We start from the raw sequence: 22,082 nt of genomic DNA, 5'->3' as shown, positions 1-22,082 counted from the left end.
TTATAACCAGCGTTATGTCATTCGGGGGCATCACAGGCTGTAGGCACAATGCCGGGTTTCCTGGCGATCGAGGAAAAATCTGCTAACAATGCACACGGTGCGTATAACGGCAGCTACGCCATAATGCGCGCCGAGATCAAAGGAGCATCTAATGAGCAGCACTGCAAACATTGCTGAAGGCGAAAAAATTCTCATCGTTGACGACGATCCAGGGCTTAGCAGCCTGCTGGAACGCTTTTTCGTCAGCAAGGGCTATCGCGCCCGCGCCGTCCCGAACACGGAACAAATGGATCGCCTGCTGGCGCGTGAAGTGTTCAACCTGGTCGTCCTCGACCTGATGCTGCCCGGCGAAGACGGTCTGACCGCCTGCCGCCGTCTGCGCGGCGCGAACAACCAGATTCCGATCATCATGCTCACCGCCAAGGGTGATGAGCTGAGCCGTATCAAGGGCCTGGAACTGGGTGCCGACGATTACCTGGCCAAGCCGTTCAACCCGGACGAGCTGATGGCGCGCGTCAAAGCAGTCCTGCGTCGTCAGTCGGCGCCGGTGCCGGGCGCGCCAGGCAGCGAAGATGAAAGCGTGACCTTTGGTGATTACGAGCTGTCGCTGGCGACCCGCGAACTCAAGCGCGGTGACGAAGTACACATGCTCACCACCGGCGAGTTTGCCGTGCTCAAGGCGTTGGTGATGAATGCGCGTCAGCCGTTGACCCGCGACAAACTGATGAACCTGGCCCGTGGTCGCGAGTGGGATGCCCTGGAGCGCTCCATCGACGTGCAGATTTCCCGTCTGCGCCGGATGATCGAACCGGATCCTTCCAAGCCGCGCTACATCCAGACTGTCTGGGGCGTGGGTTACGTGTTCGTCCCTGATGGCGCCGCCACCAAGTGATCGGCGATTTGTAGGAGCGGGTGTGCGGACTTCCATGTCCGCAGACTCGCGATCCGCAATGTGCGAGCATCGCTCGCTCCTGCAAGTGTGTAACGGTTATTCATGAAAACCCCCGTTTGGTTCCCCCAGAGTTTTTTCTCCCGCACCTTGTGGCTGGTGCTCATCGTCGTCCTGTTCTCCAAGGCGTTGACCCTGGTTTATCTGTTGATGAACGAAGATGTGCTGGTGGACCGCCAATACAGCCACGGCGTCGCCCTGACGCTGCGCGCCTACTGGGCCGCCGATGAAAACAACCGCGACAAGATTGCCGAAGCCGCAACGCTGATTCGCGTGGTCGGCACAGGTGTACCTGCAGGCGAGCAGCATTGGCCGTATAGCGAAATCTATCAGCGACAGATGCAGGCCGAGTTGGGCGCCGACACTGAAGTGCGCCTGCGCATGCATTCGCCGCCGGCGCTATGGGTTCGCGCGCCAAGCCTGGGCGATGGCTGGCTGAAGGTGCCGCTGTATCCGCACCCTCTGCGTGGCCAGAAAATATGGAACGTGCTCGGCTGGTTTCTCGCCATCGGCTTGCTGTCGACCGCCTCCGCCTGGATCTTCGTCAGTCAGCTCAACCAGCCTTTGAAGCGCTTGGTCTATGCGGCCAGGCAGCTTGGTCAGGGCCGTAGCGTGCGCCTGCCGATCAGCGATACGCCCAGCGAAATGACCGAGGTTTATCGCGCCTTCAACCAGATGGCCGAAGACGTCGAGCAGGCCGGCCGTGAGCGTGAGTTGATGCTGGCCGGGGTGTCTCACGATCTGCGCACACCGCTCACGCGGTTGCGTCTGTCCCTGGAACTGATGGGTGACCACAGCGATCTGACAGACGACATGGTTCGCGACATCGAGGACATGGACGCGATACTCGACCAGTTCCTGGCGTTTATTCGCGATGGTCGCGACGAGTCCGTGGAAGAGGTCGATCTGACCGAACTTGTGCGCGAAGTGGCTGCGCCGTATAACCAGAATGAACAAAAAGTGCAGTTACGCCTCGAGCCGATTCAGCCATTCCCCCTGCGCCGGGTGTCGATGAAACGGCTGCTGAACAACCTGATCGGCAATGCCTTGAATCATGCCGGCACCGGGGTTGAAGTGGCCGCGTATGTGTCTGGCGATGTCAACGCACCGTATGTGGTACTGAGCGTGATGGATCGCGGGGCGGGGATTGATCCGTCAGAGCTTGAGGCGATTTTCAATCCCTTTACCCGGGGTGACCGTGCCCGAGGTGGCAAGGGGACCGGGTTGGGCCTGGCGATCGTGAAACGGATTGCGTCAATGCATGGCGGCAATGTCGAACTGCGCAACCGCGCCGGCGGCGGCCTGGAAGCGCGGGTACGGTTGCCGCTTGGGTTAATGCTGCCACGGGACGCGGTATAAAAGCAGCCGCAAGCTTCAAGCAAAAGCGGCGTTTCCTTCCGTCTTGCAGCTTATAGCTGCCCTTATCCCTTGCCTTTGGTCCGGGTCATGTTCGGCCCGCCATTCTTCTCGAGATGCTCAATAATAATCCCCGCCACATTCTTCCCGGTGGTGGTCTCGATCCCCTCCAGTCCCGGCGACGAATTCACTTCCATCACCAACGGCCCGTGATTGGAGCGCAAGATATCCACACCCGCCACGGCCAACCCCATCACCTTGGCCGCACGCAATGCCGTCATGCGTTCTTCCGGCGTGATTTTTATCAGGCTGGCACTCCCGCCTCGATGCAGATTGGAACGAAATTCCCCAGGCTTGGCCTGACGTTTCATCGCCGCGATCACTTTGTCGCCAACCACAAAACAACGAATGTCAGCGCCACCGGCTTCCTTGATGTATTCCTGCACCATGATGTTCTGCTTGAGGCCCATAAATGCCTCGATTACTGATTCCGCTGCAGTCGCGGTTTCACACAGCACCACGCCGATCCCCTGCGTCCCTTCGAGCACCTTGATCACTAGCGGCGCGCCGTTGACCATGGCGATCAAATCGGGGACGTCGTCGGGTGAGTGGGCAAAACCTGTCACCGGCAAACCGATGCCGCGACGCGAGAGCAATTGCAGCGAGCGCAATTTGTCCCGGGAGCGGGCGATGGCCACCGATTCGTTCAGTGGAAACACCCCCATCATTTCAAACTGGCGCAGCACCGCGCAGCCATAAAACGTCACCGACGCACCGATCCTCGGGATCACCGCGTCGAAACCTTCCAGCGGTTTGCCGCGGTAGTGGATCTGCGGCTTGTGGCTTGCGATGTTCATATAGGCGCGCAAGGTGTCGATCACCACCATTTCATGTCCACGCTCGGTTCCGGCTTCGACCAGACGACGGGTGGAATACAGACGCGGATTCCGCGACAGCACAGCGATCTTCATGCAACACCTGTGGAGGAGGTAGATACCGGGAACACCGGCTTGTCTTGTACGTACTTGATGCCTGGATTGACCACCAACTGGCCGTCGATCAGGGCTTTGGAGCCGAGTAGCAGGCGGTATCGCATTGATTTGCGGCAGGCGAGGGTGAACTCGACCCGCCAGACCCGATCACCGAGTGCCAGGGTGGTGCTGACCACGTAGCGCATCTGCGCATGGCCGTTGGAGCTCTTGATGGTTTTTTTGGTCACCAGCGGCGCTTCACAGCGCCGGTGACGCAGTTGCACCACCGTGCCCAGATGCGCTGTGAAACGAACCCAGCGTTCGCCGTCGCGCTCGAACGGTTCGATGTCGGTGGCGTGCAAACTGGAGGTGCTGGCGCCCGTGTCGATTTTGGCTCGCAGGCCGGCGACTCCCAGATCAGGGAGCGCAATCCACTCGCGCAGACCGACAACGGTCAAATGGTCAAATGTCTTCAATAGGAAAAAACCGGCGGTTAACGCGCCCAGGCTTCAGGCTGTACCTGAGCCAACGCTTTGAATGCAGGTTTGGCGAACCAGTAACCCTGCATCAGAAAAATTCCACAGTCCGCCAGGAAATCCCGTTCACCAGCGCTTTCGATGCCTTCGGCGATCACTGTAACGTTCAGCTCCGCACACATTGTGACAATCCCGCGGACGATGGCCTGACGAACACGATCGCGGTCGATATCGCGTATGAGCGCCATGTCGATCTTGATCAGGTCCGGTTGGAAATCTGCCAGCAGATTGAGCCCCGAATAGCCCGCTCCGAAGTCGTCGATAGCGGTCTTGAAGCCGAATTCGCGGTATTCACGCAGAATATTAGTCAAATGGCGATAGTTATCTACGTGATCACTTTCGAGGGTTTCGAAAATCAGTCGTTCAACTGGAAAATCGTATTTTTTTGCCGCTTCCAGCGTGCTGCGAATACACAGCTCGGGACGGTACACGGCGCTGGGCATGAAGTTGATCGACAAGTGTGTCTGCATATTTATCGTCGCCGCACCCTCAATGGCGCGGATCCGGCAGAGCTGGTCGAAGCGGTAACGGTTTTCGTCCGTGACCTGATCAAGCACCGAGAATGCCCCCTCCCCGGCGAGCCCTCGCACCAGTGCTTCGTTGGCGAAAATTGAACGGTCGCGAACGTCCACGATCGGTTGATAAGCGAATGCAAAATCAAAGCCCAGTGGTTCGCTTTGCTGGCAGCCCTGACAACCCGTCTTGGACGAGGTCAATGAAGACGGAAATACAGTCATTTGATCACTCCATGCCGGTGAGTCGGCCTTGATCACATTCTATCTGGCGGGCGGGATTGTTGCGCCCGACAGAAACGGTAGTACAGTTCCGACTATGGGCCAAAAGAGGAATTCAAGTGACACAAAAACAGGAAGAGGACGACAAGGTCCGTCTCGATAAATGGCTATGGGCGGCGCGTTTTTACAAAACCCGTGCCTTGGCCAAGGCGGCAATCGAGAGTGGCAAGGTGCATTGCCGGGGCGACCGCTGCAAACCGGGTAAGGAGCCGAGGATCGGCGACGAGTTTCAGATTCGAATGGGCTTCGAGGAACGTACCGTGGAGGTCCAGGCCCTGTCTATCGTGCGCCGTGGCGCGCCGGAGGCTCAAACGCTGTATGCCGAAACCGAGGCCAGCATCGCCAAGCGTGAAGCGGCCGCAGCCATGCGCAAGGCTGGCTCGCTGGGTGTGAGCACGGATGGCAAGCCGAGCAAGAAACAGCGTCGAGACCTGTTTAAATTTCGTGGGAACAGCAGCGCCGAGTGACGCTTACCGATGCTCTCAGTATGAGAAGGGCAGCGAAAAGATCGCAGCCTGCGGTAGCTCCTACACGAGGATGCGCACACCGTAAGAGATTCCAAAGGCTTCGAACCTCGAGGGAGCGCGGACTTGTAATTGCCCGCAACTGCAGCCATATCGGGTGAGTGCTGCGGGGCAAAGAGAGTTGGTTGAACAACCGCTCGTCGAAAACCACACACAACATCTGGCCCGTGAGCCATAACCAGACTGCCCGCAATGCCAATGCCATCGCATTACATTACGCCAACCGGCGCACGTTCCACCTTGCTTGGAACAAACCCGGATTGTTCATAAAATGCCTCCCATGGCTGAACAATGCGCACCCGGTGGTGCCGCATGCGCGCAATTTCCATTGTTTGAAATCATCTTGTCATTACTTCAGATACCCAGACCTATGACCGATCTAACGGATTCCGACTACACCCAACGCTTCATCTTCGATGACAGCGACACCCGCGGCGAGCTGGTTTCGTTGGAACGCAGTTACGCCGAAGTCCTCGCCAAGCACCCGTACCCAGAGCCGGTCGCGCAATTGTTGGGCGAACTCATGGCCGCAGCATCCTTGCTGGTCGGTACGCTGAAGTTCGACGGGTTGCTGATTCTCCAGGCCCGTTCCGACGGCCCGATTCCACTGCTGATGATCGAATGCAGCAGTGAGCGTGAGATTCGTGGCCTCGCGCGCTATGAGGCAGATCAAATCGCCGCCGACGCGAGCCTGGCCGACCTGATGCCCAATGGCGTCCTGGCGCTCACCATCGATCCGACTCAGGGCCAGCGTTACCAAGGCATCGTTGATCTGGACGGTGAGACGTTGTCCGAGTGCTTCACCAATTATTTCGTCATGTCGCAGCAAGTGGGCACGCGTTTCTGGCTGTATGCCGACGGTCGTCGCTCGCGTGGCCTGCTGTTGCAGCAACTGCCGGCCGATCGCTTGAAGGATGAAGAAGATCGCGCCGCGAGCTGGCAGCACATCACCGCACTGGGCAGCACCCTGACCGCAGATGAATTGCTCAGTCTGGACAACGAAACCGTGCTGCATCGTCTCTACCACGAAGAGCAGGTTCGCCTGTTCGATGTGCAGAAACTTCGTTTCCGCTGCAGCTGCTCGCGCGAACGATCGGCCAATGCGCTGGTCAGTTTGGGACTGGAAGATGCGCAGGACCTGGTTGTCGAGCACGGTGGCAACATCGAGATCGACTGCCAGTTCTGCAACCAGCGCTACCTGTTCGATGCCGCGGATATCGCTCAGTTGTTCGCGGGCGCAGGCGTTGACACACCGTCAGATACCCGTCACTAAAACGGTTCAGCGCAGGTAAATTCACTGGTAAGCGCCGGAATAACGCCGTTACGACGGGAGGGCCCTACTCTTTTTGGGCTTTTCTGGCATAATCCGGCCCACTTTTGTCGCGGTAGTAGTGCACGACTTTCTACTACAAAACGTTTGGAGCACACTCGGCCACTGGCCGACGGGGAATCTCATGACGCAAGCCAATAACGCCGTGTACACCGATCTGAGTGTTGATGATCTGGTAAAAGAAGCTCTGAATCGCGGTGAAGGCGAGCTTGCCGATACCGGCGCGCTGGTTGTTCGCACCGGTCACCGCACCGGTCGCTCGCCAGTCGACCGTTTCATCGTTGAAGAGCCGAGCACTCAGGCAGCCATTGCCTGGGGCCCGATCAACCGCAAGTTCCCGGCCGACAAGTTCGATGCCTTGTGGGCTCGCGTCGAGGCGTTCAACAACGCGCAAGAGCATTTCGTTTCCCACGTGCATGTAGGTGCCTCGGAAGATCACTACCTTGCCGTCAAGATGACTACGCAGACTGCCTGGCAGAACCTGTTCGGTCGCTGCCTGTTCATCAATCCGGCCCAGTACAACCCGGCTGGCCGTGAAGAGTGGCAAGTGCTCAACGTTGCCAACTTCGAATGCGTGCCAGAGCGTGACGGCACCAACTCCGACGGTTGCGTGATCCTCAACTTCGCACAGAAGAAAGTGCTGATTGCCGGCATGCGTTACGCCGGTGAAATGAAGAAAGCCATGTTCTCGGTGCAGAACTTCCTGCTGCCGGCCGCTGACGTGCTGCCAATGCACTGCGCTGCCAACATCGGCGAAGCGGGCGATGTAACCCTGTTCTTCGGCCTGTCCGGCACCGGTAAAACCACCCTGTCCGCCGATGAAAGCCGTTACCTGATCGGTGACGACGAACACGGCTGGGGCGAAGGCGTTGTGTTCAACATCGAAGGCGGTTGCTATGCCAAATGCATCGACTTGTCGGAGAAGAACGAGCCGGTTATCTGGAAAGCCATCAAGCACGGCGCAGTCCTGGAAAACGTCGTTATCGATGACGCCAAGCACGCCGACTACGCTGATGTCAGCCTGACCCAGAACAGCCGCGCCGCCTATCCGCTGGAGCACGTTGCCAAGCGTTCCGAGAAGAACCTCGGTGGCGAGCCAAACGCGGTGATCTTCCTGACCTGCGACCTGACCGGCGTGCTGCCGCCAGTGTCGATCCTCAGCGAAGAACAGGCGGCCTACCACTTCTTGTCCGGCTACACCGCTCTGGTGGGCTCGACCGAAATGGGTTCCGGCAGCGGCATCAAATCGACCTTCTCCACCTGCTTCGGCGCACCGTTCTTCCCGCGTCCGGCCGGCGAATACGCCGAGCTGCTGATCAAGCGCATCCGCGGCTTTGGCTCCAAGGTGTACCTGGTCAATACCGGCTGGACCGGTGGTGGCTACGGCGTCGGCAAACGCTTCAACATCCCGACCACTCGCGGCGTGATCGCGGCGATTCAGAGCGGCGCGTTGATCGGCGCAGAAACCGAGCACCTCGACACCATCAATCTCGACGTGCCTTTGGCTGTACCGGGTGTTGAGACTGGCCTGTTGAACCCGCGCAACACCTGGGCCGACAAGGCCGCTTATGACGAAGCTGCGAAAGCACTCGCCGGTTTGTTTGTTGAGAACTTCAAGAAGTTCGAAGTGAGCGACGCGATCAAGGCTGCCGGGCCGAAGTTATAAGATTGGTCTGATGTGATGAAAAAGCCGCCCTCTGAGGCGGCTTTTTTCTGCGCGTCTGGTTCATGTTTTCACGTGCAGGACGAACGCGCCGACCAGCACTAACACCACGCCGAGCACCTGAATCTTCGCCAATCTTTCTTTGAAGAACACGTAGCCCAGAATTGCTGCGATGCCTCCCGAGAGTGTGCTGATCACTGTCACCACTGACACAGATCCGGCGACTGCGCCCCACGCGAACGATGAGAAGCCGCCCAGGTTCATCAGGCTTGCGCCGGTCAGCGTCATACAGTTTTTCAGCGGCGGCATCTTCAAGCCGTCTTTGATCCTCGCCACGATCAGCACCAACACGATCAGTCCGATCAAATACGCCAACCAGAGCATCGTTACCGGTCCGAGCACGGGAAGGACGAACCGGCCTTGCAGCCAGAAACTGGTGCCGTAAAACATCGCCGCTAAAAGAGCGTAAGCGATTGAGCTGCTGGCTTGAGTGGAATGTGGAATTTTCGAATCGGAATGGATACTGGAGAAAATCACTCCAATGACGCACAGGCCAATGCACATCAATTGGATCAAGCTGATCTGTTCACCGCCGGCCCAGGACAACAGTGTTGTCACCACGCCGTAAGAGGTCACCAAAGGCGCAACGATCGATGCTTTGCCCAGGGCAAATGCTTTGGACAGAGCAAGCGCGCCGGAAACGGTGAGCGCGGCTGCGGCAGCGCCGATCAACCAGATGTCGAGCGGCGCAGCCATAGATTTGAGAATGAACGCCGGGAACGCGATCAACAGCAGGCTCATGATGCAGAAGCCCAGTGCCTGTCCGAAATATACCGCTCGTTTGACCCCAACCGCCCGGGCGTTCAGACCCACCAGAAAATCCGTGCCGCCCCACAACAATGCGGCGAGCAAACCCATCATTACGTCCATGTTATGTCCTTGCTGTGTGTGCTCACTCCCCCAGAATACGCGCGACGAGCTGCGCTTTACGGGCACCCTTGACGTGGATGCCAACGTTCGCAAAGCGGCTCCTCATTGCGCAATCATGATTTTGCTTCACGCAGTGATCTTCGGCAGCCGCTGGTGGGCGATTTCGAGCAGGTCGCGGCCGTCTTGAGTGAGCAGGTAAAGCGCGCTGACGATGTTGGGAATGTCGCTTGAATCGGCTTGGTTGAAGCACAGGCAGTAAAGTGTTTCGAGCAGGTCGCTGGCGGCGCGAATGCGTTGGCGGGCGGCGTCGAGAATTTCGTGTGGGTCGGCCTCGGTGTCAATAACCAGGACAGGGGTGTCGCTGTAGCTGCTTTTGAGTGGGCGGTAGCGGTCTTGCATCTAAGTCAGTCCTGTAAGAAGTCGGGCAGGCCGACACGCTGTTTCAGCTGCGCCGGAAACTATGAGGCGAGCGACGCGTTGCGGCAATACAGCCGCAATGGACACGGTGTGTAGGCGTTTTAACGACCATCGGGTATCCGTCCTACATGCTTCTGCGGACTTTTTAGGGTGCGTCGTCACAGGTGACATTTCCTACGTGATTCTCAGGCGAATCGCGGAGGACCTCAGCCTGTGCGCTTCAGAATAGGTAGGGCGTTTCGATCCCCTGCACCACACGCGGTATCATCCCGTATCGTTTTTACCCCTGACCTTTTCTCGACGCGCAGCGATCACCGGCTAGGCTTTGGGCTTCGCAGCGGTCAACGGAGTGACAGCTTATGCACAACACCCTGGAACAGGTTTTCGGTTATCCACAGTTTCGGCCCGGCCAGGAAGCAGCGATCAGCGCTGTGCTGGCAGGTCGCTCGGCCGCGGCGATTTTCCCGACCGGCTCGGGCAAATCGCTTTGTTATCAGCTGTCGGCCGTGTTGCTGCCGCACTTGACGCTGGTGGTTTCGCCGCTTCTGGCATTGATGCAGGACCAGTTGGCGTTTCTGCAACGGCATGGCATCAGCGCGGGCAGCATCGATTCCGCGCAGAATCGTGATGACACGAGTGATGTGATGGCTCGCGCCAAGTCCGGCGAACTGAAGATTCTAATGATTTCGGTCGAGCGTCTGAAAAACGAACGTTTCCGTAATTTCCTGCAGCAAGTGAAAATCTCGCTGTTGGTCGTGGATGAGGCGCATTGCATTTCGGAATGGGGCCATAACTTTCGTCCGGACTACCTCAAACTTCCGGACTATCAGCGCCAGTTCAACATCCCTCAGGCCCTCCTGCTGACGGCCACTGCCACGCCGAACGTGATCGCCGACATGCAGGCGAAATTCGCGATTGCACCGAATGACGTGGTGACCACGGGTTTCTATCGGCCAAACCTTAACCTGTTGGTTGAGCCGGTACGCGGGCAAGACAAGCGCCAACGCCTCGTCGAGTGGATGAGTGAACGCCCGGGTCAGCCGAGCATTGTCTACGTCACGCTGCAAAAAACCGCCGAACACATCGCCGAACATCTCGAGCGCAACGGCATTCAGGCTGAGGCCTATCACGCGGGCTTGCCTCACGAGCAACGGGAGGCTATCCAGAAACGCTTCATGGGCGGCCAGTCCAATTGCATCGTTGCCACGATCGCGTTCGGCATGGGTATCGACAAGAGCGACATCAGGAACGTGGTGCATTTCGACTTGCCCAAATCCATCGAAAACTACAGTCAGGAAATCGGCCGGGCCGGGCGTGACGGGCAGCCTTCGGATTGTCTGGTACTGGCTAACCGTGACAGTCTCAACGTGCTGGAAAACTTCGTTTATGGCGACACGCCGGAACTTGATGGCATCCGCCACGTCCTCGACGAATTGCAGGCAGCTGCGCCGCACGGCCAGTGGGAATTCCTGCTGGGGCCGCTGGCGGATCAAAGCAACATTCGTCAGTTACCGCTCAAGACATTGCTGGTGCAACTGGAACTGCGCAAAGTCATCGCGCCGCGTTACGCCTATTACGCCGAGTATCGCTTCAAATATTTGCTGGAACCTGAGGAATTGCTTGCGCGCTTCGAAGGCGAGCGCAAGGATTTTGTGGCGGCGATCATCCAGACTTCTCCGCGTGCGCGGACATGGGCGACGGTGAATTTCGACGCGTTGTACGAGCAACACTCAGCTGAGCGAACCCGGGTGGTCAAGGCGCTGGATTACTTCCAGGAAAAGGGCTGGGTCGAGCTGGAAAGCAAGCAGATGACCGAGGTCTACAGCCTTCTGCATACGGACTTTGACAGTCAGGAGCTGAGCACCGAGCTGCGCCACTATTTTTCCAGACACGAGCACACCGAGGTCGCGCGTATTCACGCCATGCTGGCGCTTTTCGCCACCGATCACTGCCTGGGTTATCGCTTGGCCGAATACTTCGGCGATGAAAACGCACCCCGGCAATGCGGACATTGTTCGGTGTGTCACGGGAACGTAGCGCAACTCCCTTCGCCCCCCGAGCTTCCAGCGCTTGTGGATAAAAGCTTCGAAGCGTTATCCAGCGATTTTATCCACAGGCACGAGCAGCACACTGGTGATGTTCCCTCGGCGGAACGTGTAACCAGGTTCTTGTGCGGCATCAGCGTGCCGTTGTTTACCAAACTCAAGGCGCGCTCGATTCCGGGGTATGCAGCGCTGGAGTCATATCCGTATGGCGAGGTCCGAACGTGGGCTGAACACCATCTCTCGGGCTAATGAGATCCTTGTAGAAACTCTGTTCCCGGCCAAGCTCTGCTCAGGTTTGCGCCTTGCTTTCAGAATGCATCCATCCGCTGAATGTCCCCCATCACAGGAATAAATTTCAAAAATGGGCGGCGGCTGACTATGGTGAGGGCTCTCTAAGGATCGCCAACAAGAGAACAATCATGAGCCAGACATCGTTCGATATTCAGCGCGCCGCCGTGATTGGCGCGGGTACCATGGGCCGTGGCATTGTCATGTGCCTGGCGAATGCCGGGGTAGCGGTGCAATGGGTCGACAATAATCCGCAGATGCTGGAGCAGGCGATTGCCAGCGTTGCCGAGACCTGCGCCCACAACGTACGCCAAGGACGGATTGATCAGGCTGAAGCGCAGTCGCGGATTGCGCGAGTAACGGCGACTGCGGATTACGCGGCGATTCGCGATGTCGATCTGGTCATTGAAGCGGTCTACGAAAACCTCGAGCTGAAACAGAAAATCTTCCGCGAACTGGATGGCCTGCTTAAACCCGAAGCCATTTTGGCGAGCAATACCTCAGCGCTGGATATCGATGCGATCGCCGCCGTCACTCGCCGTCCCGCCCAAGTGCTTGGCCTGCACTTCTTCAGTCCGGCGCATATCATGAAGCTTCTGGAAATCGTTCGTGGCGCCCAGACATCGCCAGCAGCACTCGACGCCGCCCTGGCGTTGGGTCAGCGCATGGGCAAGGTCAGCGTGGTATCGGGCAACTGTCACGGTTTCATCGGCAATCGCATGCTGCACCCGTATGTGCTTGAAGCACGCAAGATGCTGCTCGAGGGCGCCTATCCACACCAGGTCGACGCTGCGCTGCAAGGTTTCGGCTTTGCGATGGGACCTTTCCGCATGTACGACGTGGTCGGGATCGACCTGGAATGGCGCGCCCGGGAATTATCCGGCAAAGGTCAGGATGCTCCGGAAGTACAGGTGGATAACCGGCTGTGCGAGCTGGGTCGGTTTGGCCAGAAAAGCGGCAATGGCTATTACCATTACGAGGCGGGTAGCCGTCAGGCTGAACACGATGTGGAGGTCGATGCGCTGGTGCTGAAAGTCAGTGAGGAATCAGGCTTCCAGCGTCGCGAGATCGGCCCTGAGGAGATTCTGGAGCGCTGCTTGCTGGCATTGGTCAACGAAGGCGCGAAAATTCTTCAGGAAGGAATCGCTGACTCGGCACATGACATCGATCTGGTTTACCTCAATGGTTATGGATTCCCGGCAGAAAAGGGCGGGCCTATGGCCTGGGCGGATCAGCAAGGTCTGGCAGATATTCATCAGCGGTTGTTGGCGCTTGAGACCCGGCAAGGTGATCATTGGAAGCCGGCGCGGTTGATTGGCGAGCTGGCGGCTGCAGGCAAGAAATTCGCTGATTCCGAAACGGTGTAGATGTAATAACGCCGTCGCCGGCAGGTTCGCGAAAGATCCGCCGCGGCCTGCCTTGGAATGCCATCCCACTTCTGGAACAGACATTGATGTCCAACCCCATGCCGCAACGTTCCGATTACCCGCATTTCCAGCCGGTCACTACGCGCTGGCACGACAACGATGCTTACGGCCACATCAATAATGTCACCTATTACAGTTTCTTCGACACGGCTGTGAACACTTACCTGATCGAGGTCGGTGGGCTTGATATCCATGACGGCGAAGTAGTCGGTTTTGTGGTGAGTTCAGCCTGTGATTACTTCGCCTCAATTGCCTTTCCGGATCGGATAGAGATCGGCTTGCGCGTCGGCAAGCTGGGAAACAGTTCGGTGCAGTACGAGTTGGCGGTATTCAAGTTCGGTGAGGCTGAAGCCTGCGCAGCGGGTCGCTTCGTGCATGTGTTTGTGGATCGTGCGTCGAATCAGCCGGTCGCGATTCCGGCTGGTTTACGAACGGCACTTGAACGCTTGGTGATTTGACCGGCAAAAAAAATCGCAGCCCGGGGGCTGCGATTTTTATTTACTCGTCAACGGGTGATCAAGACTCAATCATGACGATAGTGCTTCTTGTGCTTGCGATGCCCGTAAGCATGACCGCGGCCGGGGTGGCCATCTCGGTAGTAGCGACGATCGCCACCACGATGGGAGCGTCGATCATCGTCAGCGTCGCTTTTATTACCCATGTAGTTGCCCAGCGCGCCACCGGCGCCGCCGCCTGCTGCGGAACCGATCAGGCTGCCGGTGCTGCCGCCCAGGCTACGACCGACCACGTTACCGCCTGCTGCGCCCAGCGCACCGCCAATAGCGGCTTCGCCACGGCTGCGTTTGTCTGCGCCGACTGCGCTACCACCCGCGCCGCCCAAGGCTGCGCCAATGGTGGAGCCTGTATTGCCGCCTAACGACTGACCGACGACCGAGCCCAAAACCCCGCCCAATGCGCCGCCCACGCCTGCTTCGGTGGTGCCGCCTGCAGATGCGAAACCACTGACCAGGCCAAGGGACAACAAGAGAATCGAGGAGAACTTCATAGAGAAACCTCAAGGGGATGACGACGCGATCCTGAGGCGATCTTATGATTGTGACAATCGAAATCCGACGAGTAACACGACTTGTACACAATTCTATAAGTTACTGTTTTAACTGGGGAACTTAAGTGTTTTTTGTCGGTCTTTAACTACTTCGGAAAGGCCGTTTTTGTGAAAAAACGGCCTTTTTTGTGGGCGATAGAAAAGCATTCGAATGGTTCTGGTATCCAACCCGTAGGAGCCGCAAACAGGCCAAGCCTGCTATCGCATCAAGCCGATTTGGCCATGATCAAACCGCTCTCACTCGCCGCCTCCAGCCGAATCGCTACAAACTTCGACGTTGGCGTATGACTGCCATCCCCCGTGCTTTCCAGCGGCACCAACGGATTCACTTCCGGGTAATACGCAGCCGCCTGTCCCGCTGGAATATCAAACGCCAGCAATGTGAAGCCTTTCACCCGGCGCTCACGGCCATCGTCCCAGATTGAAACGATATCGGCCTTCTGTCCCGGTTTGAAGCCCAGGCGAATAATGTCCGCCTCGTTCACAAACAACACATCTCGCTGGCCTTTAACCCCGCGATAACGGTCGTCGAGGCCATAGATAGTGGTGTTGTACTGATCGTGGGAACGCATCGACTGCATGATCAGGTCCGGCAGAGCGCCGGTGGCGCGGGTGCGTTCGTGCACCAGGTCTTCAGGCAGCATGTTGGGACGGAAATTGGCGCGACCCGACGGCGTGTTCCAGCGACGGGCGCCGGCGCTGTTGCCCAGGTAAAAACCGCCCGGGTGCTTGATCTTTTCGTTGAACTCCTTGAAGCCCGCAATGGTGTCGGCGATCAGGTCGCGGATGCGACTGTAATCGGCCACCAGCCAGTTCCAGTCCACCGGTTTGCTGCCCAGCGTCGCAGCAGCAATGCCGGCAATGATCCACGGTTCGGAGCGCATCTGGTTCGACAGCGGCTGCAACTGACCGTTGGAGGCGTGAACCATGCTGAACGAATCTTCCACGGTCACCGCTTGCGCGCCTTCGGTCTGGATATCGATATCGGTACGACCCAGGCACGGCAGGATCAGCGCTTCCTTGCCGTGGGCCAGATGACTGCGGTTGAGTTTGGTGCTGATCTGCACCGTCAGGTCGCAGTTGGTCAGTGCCTTGAAGGTGCGATGGCTGTCCGGAGTCGCCTGGGCGAAGTTGCCACCCAGACCGATGAACACGTTCGCGCGGCCATCGGCCATGGCGTGGATCGCCTCGACGACGTTATGTCCATTGTCACGCGGCACCTTGAACTGGAAGCGCCGTTCAAGAGAATCAAGGAACGCCACCGGCGGACGCTCATTGATGCCCATCGTGCGGTCGCCCTGCACGTTGCTGTGGCCACGCACCGGGCACAGACCGGCGCCGGGCCGGCCAATGTTGCCGCGCAGCAGCATCAGGTTGGCGATTTCCTGAATGGTCGCCACCGAATGGCGGTGCTGGGTGATACCCATCGCCCAGCACATGATCACATTCTTGCCCTTGGCGTACATGCGCGCCGCTTGCTCGATCTCCACCAGCGGCAGACCGGACTGCTCGACGATCTGCTCCCACGGCGTGTCATCAATCACGCCGAGGTATTCCAGAACGTTAACGCTGTGTTCGTTGAGGAAGTCGTGATCGAACACGGCCGGCGCGCCAGTCTTCTGCGCTTCGCGCTCCCACTGCAGGAGAAACTTGGCCATACCGCGCAGCACGGCCATATCGCCGCCCAATGCCGGGCGGAAATACGCAGTGTTGGTCGGCTTGTCACCGTTGGTGAGCATTTCGATCGGGTGCTGCGGATGCTGGAACCGCTCCAGGCCACGCTCTTTCAGCGGGTTGACACACACCACTTGAGCACCGCGTTTCACCGCTTCGCGCAGCGGTTCGAGCATCCGCGGATGGTTGGTGCCAGGGTTCTGACCCCAAACGAAAATGGCATCAGCGTGTTCGAAGTCGTTAAAGGTCACCGTGCCTTTGCCGACGCCAACGCTTTGCGCCAACGCTACGCCACTGGCCTCATGGCACATGTTCGAGCAATCAGGAAAGTTATTGGTGCCGAAGGTGCGCACGAACAATTGATAGAGGTACGCGGCCTCGTTGCTGGCACGCCCTGAGGTGTAGAACTCGGCCTGGTTCGGGCTCGACAGGCCCTGCAAATGTCTGGCGATCAAGGCGAATGCCGCTTCCCAACTGATCGGCTTGTAACGATCGGTTTCAGCGTCATAGCTCAACGGTTCGGTCAGCCGGCCCTGATATTCCAGCCAGTAGTCACTCTGTTCCAGCAAAGAACTGACGCTGTGTTTGGCAAAAAACGCACTGTCGACGCGGCGCTTGGTCGCTTCCCAATTCACCGCTTTGGCGCCGTTCTCACAGAACATCACCATGCCTTTTTCGGGAGAATCGCCCCAGGCACAACCGGGGCAGTCGAAGCCGCCGTTCTGGTTGGTCTTGAGCATGATGCGCAGGTTTTTCAGCGCGTTATCGCTGGTCAACCAGGCTTGGGCGACACTGATCAGTGCGCCCCAGCCGCCGGCCGGGCCTTTGTAGGGCTTGTAGCGGGGGACGGGTTTCTGGTCGGCTTGACGATGTTGACTCACGCTTGTTTCTCCAACGCTGGGCTGTAGACCCGCGGCGCACTTTTCTGCGGCAGGTGGATGAGATTGAGGTTGTGGCGACGGGCCCACTGCACGGCAAGGCCCGTGGGCGACGACAGGCTGACCAGGGTCTGAATACCTGCGCGCAATACTTTCTGAATCAGTTCGAGGCTGCATCGGCTGGTGACAATCGCCAGGCCGCCGGCAGTGGGGATGTTCTGGCGAATCAGCCCGCCGATCAGCTTGTCGAGGGCGTTGTGTCGACCGATGTCTTCACGGCCAAGCAACAACTCGCCCTCGGCATTCATGAACACCGCCGCATGCACCGCGCCACAATGCTGGCCCAGTGGCTGGAACGCACCGATGCGCTGTCGCAATCCATCGAGCCATTCAGCCGGCGGCAGTGGCGAACCGGGCAGCACCTTGAGATCGGGCAATGCTTGCTCGACCGCTTCCACGCCGCACAGCCCGCAACCACTGGTGCCGGCCAGTTGCCGACGCTGTTGTTTGAGGTTCCAGAAGGCGCGATTGGCAATGGTCACTTGCGCGTATTGCGCCGAGCCTGAGCCGCTGAGCTGCAGGTCGTAGATATTGGTGGGATCTTCGATAATGCCGCTGCCGAGGCTGAAGCCGACGATAAAGTCTTCAAGATCCGTCGGTGTCACCAGCATTACAGCCTGACTGATGCCGTTATAGGCAATCGCCAACGCCACTTCTTCGGCCAGCTCGGTGCTGGCTGAATCGATGTGTTGCAGGTCGCAATAGCTGTAAGTCTGGCTGGCAGCGGGCGTTTCAAGGGCTGGCGTCGCGCAGGCAGGGCGCTTGGCGTTCATGAGGCATCACCGACGGTTTGGTCAGCTTCAAGCCTAGGCGCGTCAATAGGTCGCGTCTAATCGCTAATACTGATGTACCGATAGATGACGTCGATCAAGAGTCTGCTGGCGATTTCTGATAGAGCGCAAAACATGCCTCCGCCAGCGCTGAGCGTGGGGCGCTGCGGCGCATGATCAACCCTAGCCTGGCGAGGGTTTGCGCGTTTTCGATAGGCTGCAAGCGCAAGTGATCGGTGAGATTTTCCAGGCCTCCGTCCAGTGGCATCACGGCGCAGCACAAGCCACCGTGTACGGCTTGTAACAGTTGATGCACGGCGTCGGTCTGCAGCAGAGGCTGCGGAGTCAGCCCACGGCTGTGAAAATTGTGGTCAATGGACTGGCGGAAATGCATGCCGCTGGTCAGCATGCCCAACGGCAACTCGATCAACGCTTCCCAACTCAGCGGTGCGTCGCTGAAGCTGAAGAAACGTTGATCATAAAGCAGGCCCATACGGGTTTCGCTGAAGGCCAGCGAGTCAAAGCGCTCGCCGTCCAGCCTATCCAGGTACGACACGCCAAGGTCCAGACGATTGTTGGCCAGTTGTTCGAGGATCTGCTCGGAACTCAACGCCGACAATTCAAAGCGCAGATTCGGGTGCTCGGTGTGCAGCCGTTGCATCAACAGCAACGGATCGAAACTCGACAGCGGCACCACCCCTAGACGCAATGTGCCGACCAGATTGCCGCGACACGCGGCGGCCTCGGCTTGCAATCCATCGTAGGCCGCCAGCACCGTGCGCGCCCATGCCAGAACACGCTCGCCCGGCGCCGTGAAACTTTCAAAGCGCTGGCCGCGATTGACCAGGGGCAATTCGAGTTCTTCTTCAAGGCTGCGCAGACGCATGGACAGGGTCGGCTGAGTGATGTGACAGCGTGCGGCGGCCTGGCCGAAATGGCGGGTTTCGTCGAGAGCGATGAGGAATTTGAGCTGCTTGATGTCCATCTTCGCTCCATGGGTGCGGTGAGGAACGGATTCTAGCGCTTGCACCGGACGGACGTCATTGATCGGTTTGGAACCGCGCATTGCAGGGTTGGTCTAGTCTCTTGCGTCCGGACACTTAATTACCAAGGAGAGCACACGATGAGCCTTTTCAGCTTTTTGAAAGATGCAGGTGAAAAAATCCTCGATGCGTTGACGCCCGACAAGGCCGAAGCCAACAGCGAGAAGTTGACCAAGCACGTCAAGGATGCCCTCACAGGTATCGACACTTCCAAGATTCAGGTGAAAGTCGAGGGCGAGAAAGTCATCGCTACAGGCGAAGCGACCAGTCAGGAGGAGAAGGAGAAAATCCTTCTGGCGCTGGGTAACGTGGCCGGTATCAGCGGTGTTGATGACCAGATCACTGTGACCGGGCCAGTAGTTGTTGCGGCCAAGTTTGTGGTGGTCGAAAAGGGCGACACCCTCAGTGCGATTTCTTTGCGCGTTTATGGCGATGCCAACAAGTATCAAAAGATCTTCGACGCCAACAAGCCGATGCTCAAGGATGTGAACAAGATTTACCCAGGGCAGTCCTTGCGTATTCCTGAGTAATTTAATTTCGCGTGAAAGCGATCGCGGGCAAGCCTTGCTCCCTAGGGTATAGAGGCAAGGCTTGCCCGCGATGCTGCTCACTCGGACTAAAGACCCGCGACCAAATCCCGGTAATCACCCACTGCTCCAAACTCCCCCGTGTCCTTCGGCCCTTTACGGCTATCCGGCTCACTCACAGCCAATAAATGCGCCACGCCAAACTCCCGCGCACTGCGCAGGATCGGTAAGGTGTCGTCGATAAACAGGCTGCGGGCCGGGTCGAAATCGAGGTCTGCCTGCAAGGCGTCCCAGAACTGCGGGCTTTCCTTGGGGAAGCCGTAGTCGTGAGAGCTGATCAGCCGCTCGAAGTACGGCGCCAGCTCGATCCTTTCCAGTTTCAATGACAGAGAATCACGGTGCGCATTGGTGATCATCACCACGCGCTTGCCGGCCTTTTTGATCGCCGCAAGAAAGGTGTCGGCGTCCGGGCGGAGCGCGATCAAGTGAGCTGTTTCCAGTTTCAGCTCGCGCACCGAAAGCTTCAGCTCGGCACTCCAGAAGTCCAGGCAATACCATTGCAACTGACCGGCATGCCTTTCGAACAGCGGCTGCAACTCCATTTCGGCCATTGCCCGGCTCACCCCATGCAACTCGGCGTAGCGCTGAGGCAGGTGCTCCAACCAGAAATGGTTGTCGAAATGCAGGTCGAGCAACGTGCCGTCCATGTCCAACAGAACGGTGTCAATGTCGTGCCAGGGCAGGGCGGCCATAAAAAAACTTCTCCAGCGCTAAAAAAGATATCCGGGATCAACAATCAGGATAGGCCGGGTATAGTAACCCGCTATCGCCAAGGAGCCGCTCATGCGCCAGAAACCCACCATCCTCGCCCGCGAGATTGTCGCCACCAGCCGTTTGTTCTGCGTAGAAGAGCTGAAGTTGCGATTTTCCAATGGTGTTGAGCGGACTTACGAGCGGCTGGTCGGCAAGGGTGCCGGTTATGGCGCGGTAATGATCGTGGCGATGCTCGATGCGGATCACGCGGTGCTTGTCGAGGAATACTGCGGTGGCACCGATGAATATGAGCTGTCGTTGCCCAAAGGCTTGATCGAGCCTGGCGAAGACGTGCTGGCGGCGGCCGAGCGGGAGCTCAAGGAAGAAGCCGGCTACGGCGCACGGCAGTTGGAACATCTGACCGAGCTGTCGTTGTCACCCGGTTACATGAGCCAGAAAATCCAGGTGGTGCTGGCCACTGATTTGTACGAAGAACGACTCGAGGGTGACGAGCCGGAGCCGATGGGCGTAGAGACCATCAACCTGCGCGAATTGTCGGCGCTGGCTCAAAATCCGAAATTCACTGAGGGCCGGGCCTTGGCGGCGCTGTATCTGGCCCGTGATCTGTTGACTCAGCGTGGGGTCTTCCTGCCATGAACTTCCCGCATCCGTTGATGGCGCCGGTTATCGAACTGGCGCTAAAAGCTGGCGAGGCGATCCTGCCGTTCTGGCGCACTGACACCGAAGTGACCGCCAAATCCGATGACTCCCCTGTGACGGCAGCCGACCTGGCAGCCCACCATCTGATTCTCGCCGGGCTGACGGCGCTGGATCCGAGTATTCCGGTGTTGTCCGAAGAGGACGCCGACATTCCCTTGAGTGTTCGAGCCGGCTGGCAGCGCTGGTGGCTGGTCGATCCCTTGGACGGCACCAAGGAGTTCATTTCCGGCAGTGAAGAATTTACCGTCAACATCGCGCTGATCGAACATGGGATGGTGGTATTTGGTGTGGTGACGATGCCGACGAACGGGCGCTTCTATGTCGGCGGCTCCGGGTTGGGTGCGTGGCGGGGTGACGGTGGCACTGGACCGATGCCCATTCAGGTCCGCACGGAACCCGGCGCAGGTGAGACCTTTACCGTTGTCGCCAGTCGTCGTCATTCAAGTCCCGAGCAAGAGCGTTTGCTTGCCGGGTTGAGTGCCAGTCTGGGCGAACTGAAATTGGCCAATATCGGTAGTTCGCTGAAGTTCTGCCTGTTGGCGGAAGGCGCTGCGGATTGCTACCCGCGCTTGGCGCCGACTTCGCAATGGGATACGGCGGCCGCCCAGGGTGTGCTGGAAGGCGCTGGCGGTGAGGTGCTGGATCTTGGCGGTGCACCGTTCAGCTATCCGGCGCGAGAGTCGTTGTTGAATGAGTTTTTTCTTGCGCTGCCGGCTAAGGCGAACTGGCGGGGGAAGCTGTTGGCGTTGGCTCGGGGCAGAGGTTAAAAGATCGCAGCCTCGCTTCGCTCGACAGCTCCTACAAGTCCTACAAGTCCTACAATTCCTGCAGGTCCCGCGGCGGGGGATTTTTTGTAGCAGCTGTCGAGCGAAGCGAGGCAGCGATCTTTTACGTCAACGATACAGAACGTACTGCCCGGTAAACCTCACCGCATCGACATCATTGTCGGCATTTACAATCCGCGAGTGCAGGGTCAGCCGCGCCCGCCCATAACGTTCGTACATCGCCAGAAACTTCTTCCACACTGCTGCACTCGGCGCCTCGCAGATCGCTATCGCATCCATCGTTACCGGCAGCGGATAACTGATCTGACCTTCCTGAATAACTATGTGACCCTCTTCCACCCGTTCCTCGCGCAAACGCAGGTGAAGCCAGCCCCAACCGGCCAACACCGCGCCGCAATACAGGCTGCCACCGAACATGGTGCTCTTGTGGTTGACGTTGGCGTCCAGCGGAAGATGCAGGCGCAATTGCTGATCGTGCCAGTCGAGCACTTTCAGGCCCATGTCCCGCGTCAGGGGAATATCGCGATGGAGGATCGATTCCAGGTGACGACTGTCGCGGTTCATGAATTGGCCTTG

The 22,082-nt window shown here is 58.3% G+C and carries 22 protein-coding genes; 11 read left to right on the top strand and 11 right to left on the bottom strand.

The features are described from left to right. Nucleotides 1–151 precede the first annotated feature (151 nt). Together ompR and DU29_RS0106560 are read left to right on the top strand one after the other, a co-directional pair. Entirely contained in the window at nucleotides 152–892 is a 741-nt protein-coding gene (gene ompR, locus DU29_RS0106565) for an osmolarity response regulator transcription factor OmpR (protein ID WP_008032260.1), read from the top strand. 102 nt (nucleotides 893–994) lie between these two features. Beyond that, entirely contained in the window at nucleotides 995–2,308 is a 1,314-nt protein-coding gene (locus DU29_RS0106560; protein ID WP_028621016.1) for an ATP-binding protein, read from the top strand. A gap of 62 nt (nucleotides 2,309–2,370) precedes the next feature. On the opposite strand, the gene rimK is transcribed toward DU29_RS0106560, so the two are convergent. Genes rimK through rimA form a run of 3 tightly spaced genes read right to left on the bottom strand, consistent with a single transcriptional unit; the run spans nucleotide 2,371 to nucleotide 4,549 of the window. Beyond that, nucleotides 2,371–3,276, bottom strand: a complete 906-nt coding sequence (gene rimK / locus DU29_RS0106555) for a 30S ribosomal protein S6--L-glutamate ligase (RefSeq protein ID WP_028621015.1) — start codon at nucleotides 3,274–3,276, stop codon at nucleotides 2,371–2,373. Further along, nucleotides 3,273–3,752 (bottom strand): retropepsin-like aspartic endopeptidase RimB, encoded by a 480-nt coding sequence (rimB, locus tag DU29_RS0106550; protein WP_028621014.1) that lies wholly within the window; start codon nucleotides 3,750–3,752, stop codon nucleotides 3,273–3,275. Before rimB ends, rimK begins: the two co-directional genes overlap by 4 nt. A 17-nt stretch (nucleotides 3,753–3,769) precedes the next feature. Beyond that, nucleotides 3,770–4,549: a S6 modification regulatory phosphodiesterase RimA gene (gene rimA / locus DU29_RS0106545; protein WP_028621013.1), complete on the bottom strand. Its 780-nt coding sequence runs from the start codon at nucleotides 4,547–4,549 to the stop codon at nucleotides 3,770–3,772. Between the two features lie 116 nt (nucleotides 4,550–4,665). Between rimA and DU29_RS0106540 the strand changes: the two genes are divergently transcribed. The 3 genes from DU29_RS0106540 to DU29_RS0106530 all read left to right on the top strand — a co-directional run bounded on the left by DU29_RS0106540 (nucleotide 4,666) and on the right by DU29_RS0106530 (nucleotide 8,126). Further along, the gene (locus DU29_RS0106540; protein ID WP_028621012.1) at nucleotides 4,666–5,073 is read left to right on the top strand and encodes an RNA-binding S4 domain-containing protein; all 408 of its coding nucleotides are present in this window, start codon (nucleotides 4,666–4,668) and stop codon (nucleotides 5,071–5,073) included. Between the two features lie 427 nt (nucleotides 5,074–5,500). After that, a complete protein-coding gene (gene hslO, locus DU29_RS0106535; RefSeq protein ID WP_028621011.1) occupies nucleotides 5,501–6,403 on the top strand; it encodes an Hsp33 family molecular chaperone HslO in 903 nt (300 codons plus the stop codon). Between the two features lie 181 nt (nucleotides 6,404–6,584). Then, a complete protein-coding gene (locus DU29_RS0106530; protein ID WP_028621010.1) occupies nucleotides 6,585–8,126 on the top strand; it encodes a phosphoenolpyruvate carboxykinase in 1,542 nt (513 codons plus the stop codon). Nucleotides 8,127–8,186: 60 nt separating this feature from the next. Here the strand turns inward: DU29_RS0106530 and DU29_RS0106525 are convergent, their stop codons facing one another. After that, nucleotides 8,187–9,041 carry a DMT family transporter gene (locus tag DU29_RS0106525; protein ID WP_028621009.1) on the bottom strand — a complete coding sequence of 285 codons (855 nt, stop codon included), beginning with the start codon at nucleotides 9,039–9,041 and terminating at the stop codon, nucleotides 8,187–8,189. Nucleotides 9,042–9,179: 138 nt separating this feature from the next. Next, nucleotides 9,180–9,452 carry a hypothetical protein gene (locus DU29_RS0106515; protein WP_028621008.1) on the bottom strand — a complete coding sequence of 91 codons (273 nt, stop codon included), beginning with the start codon at nucleotides 9,450–9,452 and terminating at the stop codon, nucleotides 9,180–9,182. 377 nt (nucleotides 9,453–9,829) lie between these two features. On the opposite strand from DU29_RS0106515, the gene DU29_RS0106510 reads away from it, so the two are divergent. The 3 genes from DU29_RS0106510 (at nucleotide 9,830) to DU29_RS0106500 (ending at nucleotide 13,688) form a co-directional block, all read left to right on the top strand. Then, on the top strand, nucleotides 9,830–11,764 hold the full coding sequence (locus DU29_RS0106510) for a RecQ family ATP-dependent DNA helicase (protein WP_028621007.1): 1,935 nt from the start codon (nucleotides 9,830–9,832) through the stop codon (nucleotides 11,762–11,764). A 170-nt stretch (nucleotides 11,765–11,934) separates the two neighbouring features. Next, entirely contained in the window at nucleotides 11,935–13,170 is a 1,236-nt protein-coding gene (locus tag DU29_RS0106505) for a 3-hydroxyacyl-CoA dehydrogenase (RefSeq protein ID WP_028621006.1), read from the top strand. A gap of 86 nt (nucleotides 13,171–13,256) precedes the next feature. Continuing rightward, complete coding sequence (locus tag DU29_RS0106500) at nucleotides 13,257–13,688, top strand: acyl-CoA thioesterase (protein WP_028621005.1); 432 nt, start codon at nucleotides 13,257–13,259, stop codon at nucleotides 13,686–13,688. Nucleotides 13,689–13,753: 65 nt separating this feature from the next. On the opposite strand, the gene DU29_RS0106495 is transcribed toward DU29_RS0106500, so the two are convergent. From DU29_RS0106495 to DU29_RS0106480, 4 genes are all read right to left on the bottom strand, one after another. Next, nucleotides 13,754–14,236, bottom strand: coding sequence for a glycine zipper domain-containing protein (locus tag DU29_RS0106495; RefSeq protein ID WP_028621004.1), 483 nt, complete (start codon nucleotides 14,234–14,236; stop codon nucleotides 13,754–13,756). Nucleotides 14,237–14,502: 266 nt separating this feature from the next. After that, nucleotides 14,503–16,851, bottom strand: a complete 2,349-nt coding sequence (locus DU29_RS0106490; RefSeq protein ID WP_028621003.1) for an FdhF/YdeP family oxidoreductase — start codon at nucleotides 16,849–16,851, stop codon at nucleotides 14,503–14,505. Continuing rightward, the gene (gene fdhD / locus DU29_RS0106485) at nucleotides 16,848–17,681 is read right to left on the bottom strand and encodes a formate dehydrogenase accessory sulfurtransferase FdhD (RefSeq protein WP_028621002.1); all 834 of its coding nucleotides are present in this window, start codon (nucleotides 17,679–17,681) and stop codon (nucleotides 16,848–16,850) included. Before fdhD ends, DU29_RS0106490 begins: the two co-directional genes overlap by 4 nt. Nucleotides 17,682–17,775: 94 nt before the next feature. Continuing rightward, a complete protein-coding gene (locus DU29_RS0106480; protein ID WP_028621001.1) occupies nucleotides 17,776–18,663 on the bottom strand; it encodes a LysR family transcriptional regulator in 888 nt (295 codons plus the stop codon). Nucleotides 18,664–18,801: 138 nt separating this feature from the next. Between DU29_RS0106480 and lysM the strand changes: the two genes are divergently transcribed. Further along, nucleotides 18,802–19,251 carry a peptidoglycan-binding protein LysM gene (gene lysM / locus DU29_RS0106475; protein WP_028621000.1) on the top strand — a complete coding sequence of 150 codons (450 nt, stop codon included), beginning with the start codon at nucleotides 18,802–18,804 and terminating at the stop codon, nucleotides 19,249–19,251. A gap of 86 nt (nucleotides 19,252–19,337) precedes the next feature. Here lysM and yrfG read toward each other — a convergent pair whose 3' ends face one another. Next, nucleotides 19,338–20,000 carry a GMP/IMP nucleotidase gene (yrfG, locus tag DU29_RS0106470; protein WP_028620999.1) on the bottom strand — a complete coding sequence of 221 codons (663 nt, stop codon included), beginning with the start codon at nucleotides 19,998–20,000 and terminating at the stop codon, nucleotides 19,338–19,340. 91 nt (nucleotides 20,001–20,091) lie between these two features. Here yrfG and nudE point away from each other — a divergent pair, with 91 nt between their 5' ends. Both nudE and cysQ read left to right on the top strand, forming a co-directional pair. After that, on the top strand, nucleotides 20,092–20,658 hold the full coding sequence (gene nudE / locus DU29_RS0106465; RefSeq protein WP_028620998.1) for an ADP compounds hydrolase NudE: 567 nt from the start codon (nucleotides 20,092–20,094) through the stop codon (nucleotides 20,656–20,658). Beyond that, on the top strand, nucleotides 20,655–21,488 hold the full coding sequence (gene cysQ, locus DU29_RS0106460) for a 3'(2'),5'-bisphosphate nucleotidase CysQ (RefSeq protein ID WP_028620997.1): 834 nt from the start codon (nucleotides 20,655–20,657) through the stop codon (nucleotides 21,486–21,488). The genes nudE and cysQ overlap by 4 nt, the downstream gene beginning before the upstream one ends. Before the next feature lie 126 nt (nucleotides 21,489–21,614). Here the strand turns inward: cysQ and DU29_RS0106455 are convergent, their stop codons facing one another. Then, entirely contained in the window at nucleotides 21,615–22,070 is a 456-nt protein-coding gene (locus tag DU29_RS0106455; RefSeq protein WP_028620996.1) for a YiiD C-terminal domain-containing protein, read from the bottom strand. Between the last annotated feature and the right edge of the window lie 12 nt (nucleotides 22,071–22,082).

Source organism: Pseudomonas sp. Ant30-3 (assembly GCF_000690905.1).
Taxonomy (GTDB): Bacteria; Pseudomonadota; Gammaproteobacteria; order Pseudomonadales; family Pseudomonadaceae; genus Aquipseudomonas.
This window is presented reverse-complemented; position numbering and strand designations above follow the sequence as displayed.

Excerpts from the sequence above, each read along its gene's own strand:
- DU29_RS0106480 (WP_028621001.1), bottom strand. The coding sequence starts at position 18,663 with ATGGACATCAAGCAGCTCAAATTCCTCATCGCTCTCGACGAAACCCGC.
- DU29_RS0106525 (WP_028621009.1), bottom strand. The coding sequence starts at position 9,041 with ATGGGTTTGCTCGCCGCATTGTTGTGGGGCGGCACGGATTTTCTGGTG.
- DU29_RS0106495 (WP_028621004.1), bottom strand. The coding sequence starts at position 14,236 with ATGAAGTTCTCCTCGATTCTCTTGTTGTCCCTTGGCCTGGTCAGTGGT.
- yrfG (WP_028620999.1), bottom strand. The coding sequence starts at position 20,000 with ATGGCCGCCCTGCCCTGGCACGACATTGACACCGTTCTGTTGGACATG.
- DU29_RS0106510 (WP_028621007.1), top strand. The coding sequence starts at position 9,830 with ATGCACAACACCCTGGAACAGGTTTTCGGTTATCCACAGTTTCGGCCC.
- DU29_RS0106515 (WP_028621008.1), bottom strand. The coding sequence starts at position 9,452 with ATGCAAGACCGCTACCGCCCACTCAAAAGCAGCTACAGCGACACCCCT.
- fdhD (WP_028621002.1), bottom strand. The coding sequence starts at position 17,681 with ATGAACGCCAAGCGCCCTGCCTGCGCGACGCCAGCCCTTGAAACGCCC.
- lysM (WP_028621000.1), top strand. The coding sequence starts at position 18,802 with ATGAGCCTTTTCAGCTTTTTGAAAGATGCAGGTGAAAAAATCCTCGAT.
- rimK (WP_028621015.1), bottom strand. The coding sequence starts at position 3,276 with ATGAAGATCGCTGTGCTGTCGCGGAATCCGCGTCTGTATTCCACCCGT.
- DU29_RS0106455 (WP_028620996.1), bottom strand. The coding sequence starts at position 22,070 with ATGAACCGCGACAGTCGTCACCTGGAATCGATCCTCCATCGCGATATT.
- ompR (WP_008032260.1), top strand. The coding sequence starts at position 152 with ATGAGCAGCACTGCAAACATTGCTGAAGGCGAAAAAATTCTCATCGTT.
- DU29_RS0106505 (WP_028621006.1), top strand. The coding sequence starts at position 11,935 with ATGAGCCAGACATCGTTCGATATTCAGCGCGCCGCCGTGATTGGCGCG.
- DU29_RS0106560 (WP_028621016.1), top strand. The coding sequence starts at position 995 with ATGAAAACCCCCGTTTGGTTCCCCCAGAGTTTTTTCTCCCGCACCTTG.
- hslO (WP_028621011.1), top strand. The coding sequence starts at position 5,501 with ATGACCGATCTAACGGATTCCGACTACACCCAACGCTTCATCTTCGAT.
- DU29_RS0106500 (WP_028621005.1), top strand. The coding sequence starts at position 13,257 with ATGTCCAACCCCATGCCGCAACGTTCCGATTACCCGCATTTCCAGCCG.
- nudE (WP_028620998.1), top strand. The coding sequence starts at position 20,092 with ATGCGCCAGAAACCCACCATCCTCGCCCGCGAGATTGTCGCCACCAGC.
- DU29_RS0106530 (WP_028621010.1), top strand. The coding sequence starts at position 6,585 with ATGACGCAAGCCAATAACGCCGTGTACACCGATCTGAGTGTTGATGAT.
- cysQ (WP_028620997.1), top strand. The coding sequence starts at position 20,655 with ATGAACTTCCCGCATCCGTTGATGGCGCCGGTTATCGAACTGGCGCTA.
- rimA (WP_028621013.1), bottom strand. The coding sequence starts at position 4,549 with ATGACTGTATTTCCGTCTTCATTGACCTCGTCCAAGACGGGTTGTCAG.